The sequence below is a fragment of the Collinsella aerofaciens genome, from assembly GCF_018785265.1.
Classification (GTDB): domain Bacteria; phylum Actinomycetota; class Coriobacteriia; order Coriobacteriales; family Coriobacteriaceae; genus Collinsella; species Collinsella aerofaciens_AI.
Genome location: NZ_WQPK01000047.1, coordinates 128,092 through 141,488 on the forward strand (window position 1 = coordinate 128,092; position 13,397 = coordinate 141,488).

At 60.6% G+C, this 13,397-nt stretch carries 9 protein-coding genes; 5 read left to right on the forward strand and 4 right to left on the reverse strand.

Translation table 11 applies throughout. The features are described from left to right. Nucleotides 1-267: 267 nt before the first annotated feature. The 4 genes from hisS to larD all read left to right on the forward strand — a co-directional run bounded on the left by hisS (nt 268) and on the right by larD (nt 7,815). Entirely contained in the window at nt 268-1,581 is a 1,314-nt protein-coding gene (hisS, locus tag GPK42_RS09485) for a histidine--tRNA ligase (protein ID WP_148332450.1), read from the forward strand. Nucleotides 1,582-1,839: 258 nt separating this feature from the next. After that, a complete protein-coding gene (locus GPK42_RS09490; RefSeq protein ID WP_423064374.1) occupies nt 1,840-4,653 on the forward strand; it encodes a phosphoenolpyruvate carboxylase in 2,814 nt (937 codons plus the stop codon). A 1,103-nt stretch (nt 4,654-5,756) separates the two neighbouring features. Then, a complete protein-coding gene (gene larA / locus GPK42_RS09495) occupies nt 5,757-7,034 on the forward strand; it encodes a nickel-dependent lactate racemase (protein WP_215694917.1) in 1,278 nt (425 codons plus the stop codon). Nucleotides 7,035-7,083: 49 nt separating this feature from the next. Beyond that, complete coding sequence (larD, locus tag GPK42_RS09500; RefSeq protein WP_215694918.1) at nt 7,084-7,815, forward strand: D/L-lactic acid transporter LarD; 732 nt, start codon at nt 7,084-7,086, stop codon at nt 7,813-7,815. Between the two features lie 319 nt (nt 7,816-8,134). On the opposite strand, the gene GPK42_RS09505 is transcribed toward larD, so the two are convergent. The 4 genes from GPK42_RS09505 to serB form a co-directional block, all read right to left on the reverse strand. Further along, the gene (locus GPK42_RS09505) at nt 8,135-8,674 is read right to left on the reverse strand and encodes a TetR/AcrR family transcriptional regulator (RefSeq protein WP_215694919.1); all 540 of its coding nucleotides are present in this window, start codon (nt 8,672-8,674) and stop codon (nt 8,135-8,137) included. Nucleotides 8,675-8,676: 2 nt separating this feature from the next. Next, the gene (gene larC, locus GPK42_RS09510) at nt 8,677-9,588 is read right to left on the reverse strand and encodes a nickel pincer cofactor biosynthesis protein LarC (protein WP_215694920.1); all 912 of its coding nucleotides are present in this window, start codon (nt 9,586-9,588) and stop codon (nt 8,677-8,679) included. A gap of 10 nt (nt 9,589-9,598) precedes the next feature. After that, a complete protein-coding gene (gene larB / locus GPK42_RS09515) occupies nt 9,599-10,381 on the reverse strand; it encodes a nickel pincer cofactor biosynthesis protein LarB (protein ID WP_215694921.1) in 783 nt (260 codons plus the stop codon). Between the two features lie 114 nt (nt 10,382-10,495). After that, entirely contained in the window at nt 10,496-11,131 is a 636-nt protein-coding gene (gene serB / locus GPK42_RS09520) for a phosphoserine phosphatase SerB (protein ID WP_215694922.1), read from the reverse strand. 256 nt (nt 11,132-11,387) lie between these two features. On the opposite strand from serB, the gene aspS reads away from it, so the two are divergent. Then, a complete protein-coding gene (gene aspS, locus GPK42_RS09525) occupies nt 11,388-13,175 on the forward strand; it encodes an aspartate--tRNA ligase (protein ID WP_215694923.1) in 1,788 nt (595 codons plus the stop codon). Nucleotides 13,176-13,397 lie beyond the last annotated feature (222 nt).

Here is a 13,397-nt window from a genome sequence, read left to right on the forward strand (position 1 = left end):
GTGGCCGCCTTGGAAGCCGAATGGATGCTCGTACCATCATTCGGTTTCCAAGGCGGCCACGGGCCTACGAAATGATCCGTTTTCCTCCGTCCCCAACAGATCACGTGATCCGAAGGGGACGGAGGAAAGCGGATCGCAAACAGCGGCGGTGCGTCAGGCCGAACGAGTCCCCATACCCTCGTTCGGTCAGACGCGCCGCCGCGGTTTGTGTTTGTGCCGTATAATGACCGTTACCTATGACGCGATACAAAAGAAAGGTGTTTGCCCATGCAGGCACAGAAGGCGGAGGGAACCCGCGACCTTATCGGCGCCGAGATGCGCGCCTGGCAAAAGATGCAGCAGATTGCGGCCGGCGTGTTCGAGCCGTTTGGTTTTAAACCCATCGAGACGCCCGCGATCGAGCAGGTGGACGTGTTTGTCCACGGCATCGGCCAGTCGACCGACGTCGTGCGCAAGGAGATGTTCCGCGTGTTCAGCGGCGCCAACCTGGAGCGCGTCTTTACCGAGGGTACCGATACCAAGCTCAAGCCCAAGCAGCGCTTGGCGCTTCGCCCCGAGGGCACGGCCGGCGTGGTGCGCGCCGTCGTGGAGAACAACCTGGTGCCCCAGGGCTCCACGCCGTTTAAGGCCTATTACGCCGAGGCCATGTTCCGTGGCGAGCGTCCCCAGAAGGGTCGCCTGCGCCAGTTCCACCAGGTGGGCATCGAGTGGCTCGGCGCTCCCGATCCGGCTGCCGACGCCGAGTGCATCATCATGCTCATGGAGTTCTACAAGCGCCTGGGCTTCGATCTGTCCAAGCTCCGTCTGCTTATTAACTCAATGGGCGATGCGCAGTGCCGTCCGGCATATCGCGAGCAGGTCAAGCAGTTTATCCTCGATCACGCCGACGAGATGTGCGACGAGTGCCGCGAGCGCGCCGAGCTCAACCCGCTGCGCGCCTTCGACTGCAAGAACGACCATTGCCGCGAGATCATGGCCGACGCTCCGCTGATGGGCGACAACCTGTGCGATGAGTGCCGCGAGCACTACGAGCAGGTCAAGCGCTATCTGGACGCCGCCGGTATCGAGTATGTCGAGGATCCCACCCTGGTGCGCGGCCTGGACTACTACACCCGTACTGTCTTTGAGGTCGAGGCTCCCGGCGCCGGTGTCGGCTCCATCGGTGGTGGCGGTCGCTACGATGGCCTCGTTGAGCTCGAGGGCGGTAAGCCCACGGCGGGCGTCGGCTTTGCCGTCGGCTTTGAGCGCGCCCTGCTGGCCCTGCAGGCCTTTGGCAGCGACCTGGGTGCCGAGGAGGTCCCGTGCGTCTACGTTGCCAACGCCGGCAAGGAGCTGCGTCAGAACGTCTTTACCATTACGCAGCAGCTTCGCGCTGCAGGGATTGTGACCGAGGCCGACTATCAGGGCCGTTCGCTCAAGGCCCAGTTTAAGCAGGCCGATAAGGTGGGCGCCAAGCTCATCCTGGTCTTGGGTGGCGACGAGCTTGCCGCCGGCAAGGTCAAGGTGCGCGACATGCAGAGTCACGACGAGGTTCTCGTCGATTTGGCCAACGTGGTCGAGGCGGTTCGCGAGCGCCTGTAGCGCATGTTTTTTGAGCTGCGGGCCTGCTAACGTGCCCTGCTCATGGAGAGCGATTGTTACGGGGGTGTTTCGCATTTATGCGGAATGCCCCCGTTTGCATATGCCGCCCACCGAGAAATACGACCATTTGGGGCAAAAAGCCTTGCAATGCAGAAAATACTTTTGTGTGGTAAAGCGCAATCAGCTTCGAAAGTTTTTGCCGAGTGCCTATAATAAATACCGCATGTTACGTGCATAGAAGGAGGAATGGGAGGAAACGTGGCTGAGAACCTAAGCAACCAGTCTGTACCCGAAGCTGCGGCGCGTGTCGCTGCCGTGGTCAACCGCCTTGTTAACCGAATCGGCTCGAATGCCGAGTCCAGGGAGCGTCTCGCCGAGATCGAGATCCCCGAGGAGCTGCGCGATAATCTGGCGCTGTTCCTGCGCCTGGAGCGCCGTGTGCTTAGCGAGTATGATCCCGAGATCGCGGACCTGTTCGACAAGATTTTGACAGCCGAGATTGTGGCCAACGCCGGAAACCCCGGCACCCGCGCTGCCGACGAGTCCGTCGACGAGCAGGGCGTGCCCGCTGCCGACGAGCCCACCGCCGTGGCGTTTCGTGAAGTCGTTGATCTGATCGACAGCCTGCCGCTCGATAAGCAGCAGGTTATCGTCCGCGCCTTTACGAGCTTCTTCCATCTGGCTAACCTGTCGGAGGAGAACTACCGTGTCGCGCAGCTGCGTGAGCGCGAGGCCGGTGCATCGACCGATACCGAGGTCGATCCCGCCAACGAACTCACCGTCGCCTATCACCAGTTGGTAAACGAGATGGGTGTCGAGGGTGCCAACGAGCTGCTCGGCAAGCTTGAGTTCCACCCTGTCTTTACCGCACATCCCACCGAGGCCCGTCGCAAGGCCGTCGAGGGCAAGATTCGCCGTATCTCCAACCTGCTGGAGGAGCGTCCGCGTCTGGGCGGCTCCGACCTGGTGGAGAACGAGCGCCATATGCTGCAGGAGATCGACGCCCTGGTGCGTACGAGCCCCATCGCGTTGAAGAAGCCCACGCCGGTCGAGGAAGCCGATACCATCATCGACATCTTCGATAACACGCTGTTCGACGTTATCCCCGTCATCTATCGTCGTTTTGACGACTGGGTGCTGGGTGATAAGGCCGGTACCGTGCCGCCGCTGTGCCCGGCATTCTTCCATCCCGGCAGCTGGATCGGCTCCGACCGTGACGGCAACCCCAACGTCACCGCCAAGGTGAGCCGCGAGGTCGCTGCTAAGTACTTTACGCACATGGTGCTCAAGCTCGAGGACAAGTGCCGCCGCATCGGCCGCAACCTGACGCTCGAGGCCACCTACAGCAAGCCGTCTGCCGAGCTCATCAACCTGTGGAACCATCAGGTCGAGATGAGCACCCAGTACACCGCACGTGCCGAGCTGATCTCCGAGCACGAGCCGCATCGCGCCGTCATGCTCGTCATGGCCGACCGTCTGAACGCCACCGTGCGTCGCATCACCGACACCATGTACCACAGCGCCGATGAGTTCCTGGATGACCTGCGTGTCGTTCAGCGCTCCCTGGCCGCCTGCGGTGCCGTCCGTGCTGCCTACGGCCCGGTCCAGACCATTATCTGGCAGGTCGAGTCCTTCGGCTTCCATATGGTCGAGATGGAGTTCCGTCAGCACTCCGTGGTGCACGCCCGCGCCCTCAAGGATATCCACGAGAACGGTATCCACGGCGACCTGCAGCCCATGACGCGCGAGGTCATCGATACCTTCCGCGCTATCGGCTCCATCCAAAAGCGCTACGGCAAGAAGATGGCGCACCGCTACATCATCTCGTTCACCAAGAGCGCCCAGCATGTGGCCGACGTCTTTGAGCTTGCCCACCTGTCCTTTGCACATGAGGAGGATGTCCCCGAGCTCGACGTGATCCCGCTGTTCGAGCAGCTCGAGGACCTCGAGGGCTGCGTCGACGTGCTCGACCAGATGCTTACGCTGCCTGTGGTGCAAAAGCGCCTTGCCCAGACCAACCGCCGCATGGAGGTCATGCTGGGCTATTCCGACTCCTCCAAGGATGCCGGTCCTACCACGGCCATGCTCGCGCTGCACTCCGCGCAGGAGCGCATTGCCAAGTGGGCCGAGAAGAACGATATCGACCTGGTGCTCATGCACGGTCGCGGCGGTGCCGTGGGCCGTGGCGGCGGCCCGGCCAACAAGGCCGTGCTGGCGCAGCCCAAGGGTTCGGTCAACTGCTTCTTTAAGCTCACCGAGCAGGGCGAGGTCATCTTTGCCCGTTACGGCAACCGCACGCTGGCTCAGCGCCATGTTGAGTCCGTTGCCGCCGCAACGCTTTTGCAGTCGGCCCCGAGTGTCGAGAAGACTAACACCGAGACCACGCAGAAGTTCTGGGATATGGCCGAGAAGCTTAACGCCGCAAGCCACGAGCGCTATCTGGACCTGCTGAACACCGAGGACTTTACGCCGTGGTTCTCGACCGTGACGCCGCTGACCGAGGTCGGTCTGCTGCCGATCGGCTCGCGTCCCGCCAAGCGTGGCTTGGGCGCCAAGTCGCTCGACGACCTGCGTACCATTCCGTGGATCTTCAGCTGGAGCCAGGCGCGCATTAACCTGGCCGCTTGGTACGGCCTGGGCACCGCCTGCGAGCAGTTGGGCGACCTTGACCAGCTCAAGGCTGCCTACCAGGAGTGGCCGTTCTTCCGCACCTTTATCGACAACATCGAGATGTCGATTGCTAAGACCGATCAGCGCATTGCCAAGATGTATCTGCATCTGGGCGACCGCGATGATCTGTCCAAGAAGGTCTTTACCGAGATGCAGCTCACCCGTAAGTGGGTCCTTGCCATCGTCGGTGATGAGTGGCCGCTGCAGCGTCGTCGCGTGCTCGGCTGCGCCGTCCGCGTGCGTAACCCCTATGTCGACGCTCTGTCCATCGCCCAGGTCCGCGCCCTTCGCGAGGTGCGTATGAACCAGGACGAGATGGCCGAGGAGAAGAAGGCCGAGTACATGAGCCTGATTCTTTCGACTGTGACCGGCGTCTCGGCAGGACTGCAGAACACGGGGTAATCGATAGCCCTGTAGTCGTCCGGGTCCGCCATTAGTTTACTTTTAGGCACGTCCTCGGACATGCAAGAAGCCCTCGCTGCGCACTTTGTGCGGCGAGGGCTTCTTGCGTCCTGCGGAGTGTGCCTAAAAGTAAACTAATGGCGGACCCTGCGATGTCCGGTCTTCGGCGGATTACTGGCTGGGGGAATAATGGCGCGCTTCGCGCGTTTGGAAAGGGCTTCGTGCTGCGGAATGCATTCAGAGGGAAACCCGTCGGGTCCCTTCGTCCTCGGTCTTCGGGGATTAAAGCTGAGGAGAAGAATGGCGCGCTTCGCGCTTAATGTGGAGTGCGGCGAGGGCTTCTTGCGTCCTGCGGAGTGTGCCTAAAAGTAAACTAATGGCGGGCCCTGCGATGTCCGGTCTTCAGTGGATTACTGCTGGGGGAATTAATGGCGCGCTTCGCGCGTTTGGAAGGGGCTTCGTGCTGCGGAATGCATTCAGAGGGAAACCCATCGGGTCCTTTCGTCCTCGGTTTTCGGCGGATCAGCCGCTGGGTGAGGGTGGTGCTTGGGGCGACGTGCAAAAAACGGAGTTTTCAGCAGCCAAAGATTGGTGCATAAGGCTATGGGTGACGTTCGCGGCCCCTGTTGATGCTTTTGCACGACGATTGAGCTTTGGCGATGTTCATATATGGCTGGTTTCTCGCCGCATGCTATCCAGATGGGTCGAGTCATGAGGACTATCTACCTTTTGAAAGACCTTTGGCACCAAAATCTTATCCCGCGATGCTGAATACTCGCAAAAATGCACGCTCCGGAGGGTACTACCCTGTTACGGCTAGAAATCCATGCGCTATTATATGCAACTAATTAACGCATTTATGCAAAATGGCTTACGTGCGTACGTCTCGGGCTAGATGTTTGCCTCGGCGCTGCGTAAATCATCCTGTCTATAGTGTCTTTGACAGGCGGCCGCGGTCCCCTTTGGGATCGCGGTCGTTTTGTTGTGGGTCAAATATGAACGTTGTGTTAATGAGTCGGTGGACGGTGATGTTTTTCGGTGGGCGGCGTATCCTTCCAACGGTTTATCTAGTGTGTTAGTTGAAAGGAAGAGGGCGCTCGTCATTGTTTGAATGTGAACTACCGTTTGACCACAAGACGTTGCATCTGGAGCTCGAGGATAAGAATTTCGCGGGTGTGATGGAAGGTCATCAAAACGAGTTTAAGACTACAAAATCGCAGGAAGAGCTGGTGGAGGAGTCGCTTGCCAACCCTTATGGTTCGCCTTCGCTCGAGGAGCTTTGTGCTGGCAAGAAGGATATCGTCATTATTAGCTCCGATCATACGCGCCCCGTTCCCTCGCGTGTGACGATGCCTATTCTGCTGCATCACATCCATTCCGCTGCGCCCGAGGCTCGAGTGCGTATTTTGGTTGCTACGGGTATGCACCGTCCGTCGACGCACGAGGAACTCGTCAACAAGTATGGCGAGGAGATTGTTGCCAACGAGGAAATCGTTATGCACGTCGCGACTGACGACAGCATGATGAAAAAGATCGGCACCCTGCCTTCTGGTGGCGAGTGCATCATCAACAAGATTGCCGCCGATTGCGATCTGCTGCTTGCCGAGGGCTTCATTGAGCCGCATTTCTTTGCCGGTTTCTCTGGTAGCCGCAAGTCCGTCCTGCCTGGCGTCGCCAGCTACAAGACCATCATGTACAACCACAACGGTCAGTTTGTGAATGATTCCCACTCGCGTGCCGGCAACCTGTGCCACAACCACGTGAGCGAGGACATGTTTGCCGCCGCCGAGATGGCTCACCTTGCCTTTGTGCTTAACGTGGTGCTCAACGGCAAGCACGAGGTCATCGGTTCTTTTGCCGGCGATATCCATAAGGCGCACGAGGCTGGCTGCGAGTTCGTGAAGAGCCTTGCCGGCGTTGAGCCCGTCGAGTGCGAGATTGCCATCACCACCAACGGCGGTTACCCGCTCGATCAGAACATCTACCAGGCCGTGAAGGGCATGTGCTCTGCCGAGGCCACGCTTCCCGAGGGCGGTGTGATCATCGACGTTGCCGGTTGCGCTGACGGTCACGGTGGCGAGGGCTTCTATCACAACATCGCCGACAACGATCCGGCAGAGTTTGAGCGTGCCTGCATCGATCGTCCCAAGGACGAGACCCTGCCCGACCAGTGGACGAGCCAGATCTTTGCCCGCATCCTGGCGCATCACCCTGTGATCATGGTCACCGACCTGTGCGATCACCAGATGCTCAAGGATATGCACATGACGCCGGTCAACACCCTCGAGGAGGCGCTCAAGCTTGCCTTTGAGATGAAGGGTGCCGATGCCAAGGTCGCTGTCATTCCCGATGGCCTGGGCGTTGTCGTCGCGCAGCACTAGTGCGCGGCCTAAACGAATCGTTTATAACCGACAAGAAAGATAAGGTTTTATGCTTACCAAACTCCTCTGCGAATTCGGCGCAACGGCCCTCATGATCATCTTTGGCGTGGGCGTGCACTGCGATACCGTGCTTAAGGGCACTAAGTATCAGGGCTCCGGCCACATGTTTGCCATCACCACCTGGTCTTTTGGCATCTCGGTCTGCCTGTTTGTCTTTGGCGGCGCCGTGTGCATGAACCCGGCTATGGTGCTTGCCCAGTGCATCGTCGGTCTGGTGCCGTGGAGCAGCTGCATCCCCTTCATGCTTGCCGATATGCTTGGTGGCTTCGTGGGCGCCTGCATCGCATGGCTCATGTATGCCGATGAGTTCAAGGCTTCAGATGGCGTCGTCGACCCCATTGCCCAGCGCAATATCTTCTCGACCAACCCCACCACCGAGGGTACGAACTATGCCCGCAACTTCTTCTGCGAGGCTATCTGCACCTTTGTGTTCATCAGCGCTATTCTCGCCGCTGCTAGCCGTGCTGGTGAGAACGTTTTGATGCTCGCTATCTGCGTCGGTCTGATCGTTTGGGCTGTTGGCATGGGCATGGGCGGCATCACCGGATTCGCCATGAACCAGGCTCGTGACCTTGGTCCTCGCATGGCCTATCAGGTGCTGCCGATCAAGAACAAGGCTGACAACAACTGGAAGTACGGCCTGCTCGTTCCTGGCATCGCTCCGTTTATCGGTGCTGCTCTGGCCGCGCTGTTTGTGCATGGTTTCTTGGGCATGTTCTAGTCTGAGGCTACATAGTTGTCCGCCGTCCGCATGGGGTAACTTCCCAGCGCGTCCTCGGACATGCAAAAAGGCTCGCTGCGCACTTTGTGCGGCGAGCCTTTTTGCGTCCTGCGGAGTGCGCTGGGAAGTTACCCCATGCGGACGGCTGCGGGGTCTTTGTTGCGTTCGCACAAGCAACCCAATATATATCTGAATTTGGATGGGAGGGGCTTGTTGCTGGTAGGGGCGTTGGGCTTCTGTCGACACTTTGGGATGGATTGTGCTTTGGGTTGGGGCGGCGCTTTGAGATGAGGTCGGAACTTTGGGATGAGGGGTTTACTCAGTTGAAGAGAGGCTTAATGGCTGATAGGTAGTCTTTGGCTACTTCGGCCTTATCTGCTTGGAAGTTGTGCCAGGCCCACCATTGGACCATTCCTACGAAGCTTGAGGCTATGTGGTGTAGTAGGAAGCTTCGGTCCATGGTTCCGGCGGGGCCTGCGGGGTCGACGGGGACGGTTTCGGCTGCTCGTGACATGATGGTCTTGCGGAGACAGTCGGCGAAGACGCGCGAGCCGGCTCCGGCTACGAGGGCTCGAACGCCTTGGCGGCGCTCCCAGAGGTTGTTGAGGATATGCTCGACCTGCACGAGTGGGTCGTCGAGCGGTGTGCCATCGTCGTCGAGGGCGTGGGTGCAGATGTCGCTCACGCCCTCGGACAGTAGGTCGTCTTTGCTCTTAAAGAGGCCGTAGAATGTGGCCCGACCAACATGGGCACGAGCGATGATGTCGCCGACGGTAATCTTGCCGTAATCCTCTTCGCGTAGCAGCTCGGAGAACGCTGCAACGATGGCAGCGCGGCTTTTTTCTTTGCGGGCATCCATGGCTATGCATCCACGTGAACGAGTAGACAACGGAGCGTGCCGGAGCAACCCTCGTAGGGGCGCTTGCCGGCGCCGTAGCCGACGGCTTCGATGTGGTAGCGTGCCGGCAGGTGTTCGGACGTGTGCAGCGCGGTAACGATGGCGGCGCCCGTGGGCGTCACGAGCTCGCCGGCGACCGGTGCGGGCGTGAGGGCGATATTGCCCGCCTGGCACAGGTTGACGACAGCGGGGACGGGAATGGGCATAAGGCCGTGGGCGCAGTGGATGGTGCCGTGGCCCTCGGAGAGCGACTCGACGACAATATCCTCGATGCCCAGGTCATCGAGGCAGATGGCGACCGAGCAGATGTCAACGATGGAGTCGACGGCGCCCACCTCGTGGAACATGACGGTCTCGGGCGTTTTGCCGTGGGCCTTTGCCTCGGCGGCGGCGAGCGCGGTAAAGATGGCGAGCGCACGACGCTTGGCGCCATCGCTTAGCTGCGAGCCGTCGATGATAGCAGTGACGTCCGCCAAAGAACGGTGGTGATGGTGGTGGGCGTGATGATGGCCCTCGTGGTCATGGCCGTGGGCCTCATGATCATGTTCGTGACAGTGACTGTGCTCGTCGTGCTCATGATGGTGGTGCTCAAGCTCGTGCGTGTGTTCGGCAGCTGCTTCGTTGCCGTAGAGCCAGGCCATATCGTGATCGTGGTTCTCGAGCTCCTCTGCAAGCTGGACGTCGAAATCGCAGGCGTCGATGCCATGCTTGTTTGCACGCGTGACGGCAATCTCAAAGCCGTCGACCGGCAGCGTGGCGAGCTGTTCGCGCAGGTGCTCCTCGCTGGCGCCCAGGTCGAGCAGGGCCGCGACGGTCATGTCGCCGCTGATGCCCGAGGTGCCGTCGATGATAAGCGTGTGCTGATGGTTGGACATAAAATGCTCCTTAACGGGCGCGAGGTGTGCCGGCGCTCAGATGATTGATAAGACTTGCCTGGTAGGCGGCGCCAAAGCCGTTGTCGATATTGACGACCGAAACGCCGCTGGCGCAGGAGTTGAGCATGGCGAGCAGCGCGGCTACGCCACCAAAGCTCGCGCCGTAGCCCACGCTGGTGGGAACGGCAATGACCGGACAGCTCACCAGACCGCCGATAACGCTCGCCAGGGCGCCTTCCATGCCGGCGATGGCGATGACCACCTGCGCCTGGGCAAGTTCCTCGGCATGTGCGAGCAGGCGGTGCAGGCCGGCGACACCTACGTCGTAGAGGCGGTCGACCTCGTTGCCATAGAACTCGGCCGTCAATGCGGCCTCTTCGGCGACGGGCAAGTCGCTCGTGCCGGCGCAGGCGACGACGATGCGTCCGTTGCCGGTAGGGGAGGGCTTGCCGCCCACGAGGGCGAGCTGTGCGTTCGGGACATATCCCAGGTCAATGCCGTTGCCGAGAAGCTCAGCGGTGCGCGCGGCTTTTTCGGCATCCAGGCGCGTGACCAGGATGCGCTCCTGGCCGGCATCGCGCAGTGCTTCGATAATGGCGGCAATCTGCTCGGCGGTTTTACCGGCACCGTAGACAACCTCGCCGGCTCCCTGGCGCACTCCGCGCGAAAGATCGAGCTGCGCAAAGCCCAAATCGGCGGTCGGAGCCGTCTGGATGCGCGTAAGGGCATCGGCAGGGGTGACTGCTCCGCCGGCAACATCGCTCAGCAATTGCTCAAGATCTTGCTTATCCATATATGTTCCCTTCGACGGCGCAAAGTCTAGCACTCAAAGGGTACGTTTCCGAACACTAAGACAAAATTGTTCGGAAACTATAGGACAGACTGATTCAATTGTTAGACGGATCGACTAGTCGCGCAGGATGATGTCCATGGCGAGCATCAGGTTGCGCTCGTCGATGGCAAACGGGGCGGCTTCGCGCGTCTTGGGCTTGGCACAAAACGCGATGCCCGTGCCCGCGGCCTGAATCATGGGGATGTCGTTTGCTCCGTCGCCAATAGCGACCGTGTGGGCCATGTTGACGCCGCACTCAACTGCCCAATCCAGCAGCTGGATAAGCTTGGACTCCTTGGTCACAATGTCTGCCGCCAGCTTGCCGGTGAGCTTACCGTCCACGACCTCCAGGCGGTTGGCCAGGCAAAAATCGATGCCCGCGGCGGCTACGATCTTATCGGCGACCTCGTGGAAGCCGCCGCTTACCACGCCGACCTTCCAACCCTTGCTGTGCGCCGAGCGCACAAGCTCCAGCGCGCCGGGGGTAAACGTCACACGCGCAAAGGTGCGCTCGAACACACTCTCGTCCAAGCCGGCAAGCAGCCCCACGCGCTCCTCGAGAGCCTGCTTAAAGCCGAGCTCGCCGCGCATGGCGCGTTCGGTGATCCGCGCAACCTCCTCGCCCACGCCGGCCTCCTCGCCCAACAGGTCGATGACCTCCTGGTTGATGAGCGTGGAATCGATATCCATAACGATGAGGCGTGCAGTCATGACGGGCCTTTCCGAGTGCAGTTGTATTGGGGCACATTGTCGCACGGGGCGTGCCTTGGCGAAGGCCGGGCTGCGTCAATTGTTTCGTCTCCGTCAAGTCTTTGGGCAAGAGTTACTTTTTCGCGGTACATCGACGCGGGTGCGATAAGATAGAACGCCATGTTCGGCTGCGCGGTTTACGCAGGCTGGGCAAATCTGTACGACGCCGCCCGGAACGACACGGGGCGGCACAGATCCATAAAGGAGGATCACTGGTATGAGCCAGACCCGTCCCATCGATGAGCATTCCATGCACACCCGTACCTGCGGCGAGCTTCGCTTCGAGAACGTGGGCGAAGAGGTCACCCTCACCGGTTGGGTGAGCCGTCGCCGCGACCACGGCGGCCTTATTTTCTGCGACCTTCGCGACCGCGAGGGCATCACGCAGCTCACCTTCGACCCCGAGCACTCCGATGGCGATGCCTTTAAGATCGCCGAGACCATGCGTCCCGAGTGGCCCATCAAGATCCACGGCGTCGTGCGCGCCCGTGGCGAGGAGACCACCAACACCAAGCTCGCGACCGGCGAGATCGAGGTCCTGACCGACCACGCCGAGGTGCTCAACACGTCCGTCACCCCGCCGTTCCAGATCGAGGACGGCATCGAGACCAGCGAGGACACCCGCCTGCGCTATCGCTATCTGGACCTCCGCCGTCCCGAGATGATGGCCAACCTCAAGCTGCGCTCCGACTTCACCTTTGCCATTCGCGAGGCGCTGCACAACCGTGAGTTCATGGAGGTCGAGACGCCCTCCCTGTTTAAGTCCACGCCCGAGGGTGCCCGCGACTTCATCGTTCCCAGCCGTATTCAGCCGGGCAACTTCTACGCCCTGCCGCAGTCCCCGCAGCTCCTGAAGCAGCTGCTCATGGTCGGTGGCGTCGAGCGCTACTACCAGGTTGCCAAGTGCTTCCGCGACGAGGACCTGCGTGCCGACCGTCAGCCCGAGTTCACCCAGGTCGATATCGAGATGTCCTTTGTGGACCAGAACGACGTCATGAGTGCACTCGAGGAGGTCCTGTCCGATGCCTTCGGCCGCATGGGTGTCGAGATGCCCACGCCGCTGCGTCGCATGGACTACTGGGAGGCCATGGACACCTATGGCTCCGACAAGCCCGATACTCGCTATGGCATGCACCTGGTCGACCTGACCGACATCTTTGCCAACTCCAAGTTCAAGGTCTTTGCGACTGCCGCAAACGAGGAAGGCTCTGTCGTCAAGGCCATCAACGCCAAGGGCGCCGGTGCCTGGGCACGTGCCAAGATCGATAAGCTCGCCGGCGTGGCCTCCACGTTTGGCGCCAAGGGTCTGGCCTGGATCGCCTTCCGCGAGGACGGCTCCATCAACAGCCCCATCGTCAAGTTCTTCTCGGACGAGGAGATGGCGGCTCTGCGCGAGCGCATGGACGTCGAGCCCGGCGACCTTGTGATGTTCGCCGCCGGCCCGCGTCTGCTCTCCGACGAGATCCTGGGCGGCATGCGTTCTCACATGGCCAACGCACTCGAGATCAGGCGCGAGGGCCACGACTTCCTGTGGGTCGTCAACTTCCCGCTGTTCCACTGGGATGAGGACCGTAAGGCTTACGCTGCCGAGCATCAGCCCTTTACCCTGCCGACCGAGACCGACATCGCCAAGATCGAGGCCGACCCGTTGGCTGCCGGTTCTTGCACCTACGACTTTGTCATGGACGGCTTTGAGGCCGGCGGCGGCGGTATGCGTATCCACAACGCCGAGATGCAGATGTCCATGCTCAAGCTCCTGGGCTTTACCGAGGAGCGCGCCGAGTCTCAGTTTGGCTTCCTCATGGAGGCCCTCAAGTTTGGTGCGCCCCCGATGGGCGGTTTCGCTCTGGGCCTGGACCGCGTGTGCATGCTGCTCACCGGTTCCGACTCCATCCGCGACGTCATGGCGTTCCCTAAGACGGCCAGCGGCTCCGACCTTATGTCGGGCGCTCCGAGTGCCGTTTCCGGCGCCCAGCTCAAGGACGTCAGCCTGCGCCTGATGTAGGCAAACGGCTACATATTGCCTGTAACGAGGGAAGGACGCGTGCCTTCCCTCGTTTTTTATGCGCGGGCGTTGCGAGGGCATAGGTTGACTGGACGTCGCGGAAACTGCGTCCCAGAATTTGCGTCCAAAACGGGTCGCAGTTGGTGGCGCGCGCAGACGTGGTGTAAGAGTGTCCTGAGGTCCGTCGCTGCAAGCCCCGATGTTACTCCTTCTTGAGGCCGC

Bases quoted from the DNA above. Each gene is read 5' to 3' on its own strand.
- serB (WP_215694922.1), bottom strand. From the start codon at position 11,131: ATGACTGCACGCCTCATCGTTATGGATATCGATTCCACGCTCATCAAC.
- larC (WP_215694920.1), bottom strand. From the start codon at position 9,588: ATGTCCAACCATCAGCACACGCTTATCATCGACGGCACCTCGGGCATC.
- aspS (WP_215694923.1), top strand. From the start codon at position 11,388: ATGAGCCAGACCCGTCCCATCGATGAGCATTCCATGCACACCCGTACC.
- GPK42_RS09505 (WP_215694919.1), bottom strand. From the start codon at position 8,674: ATGGATGCCCGCAAAGAAAAAAGCCGCGCTGCCATCGTTGCAGCGTTC.
- hisS (WP_148332450.1), top strand. From the start codon at position 268: ATGCAGGCACAGAAGGCGGAGGGAACCCGCGACCTTATCGGCGCCGAG.
- larD (WP_215694918.1), top strand. From the start codon at position 7,084: ATGCTTACCAAACTCCTCTGCGAATTCGGCGCAACGGCCCTCATGATC.
- larB (WP_215694921.1), bottom strand. From the start codon at position 10,381: ATGGATAAGCAAGATCTTGAGCAATTGCTGAGCGATGTTGCCGGCGGA.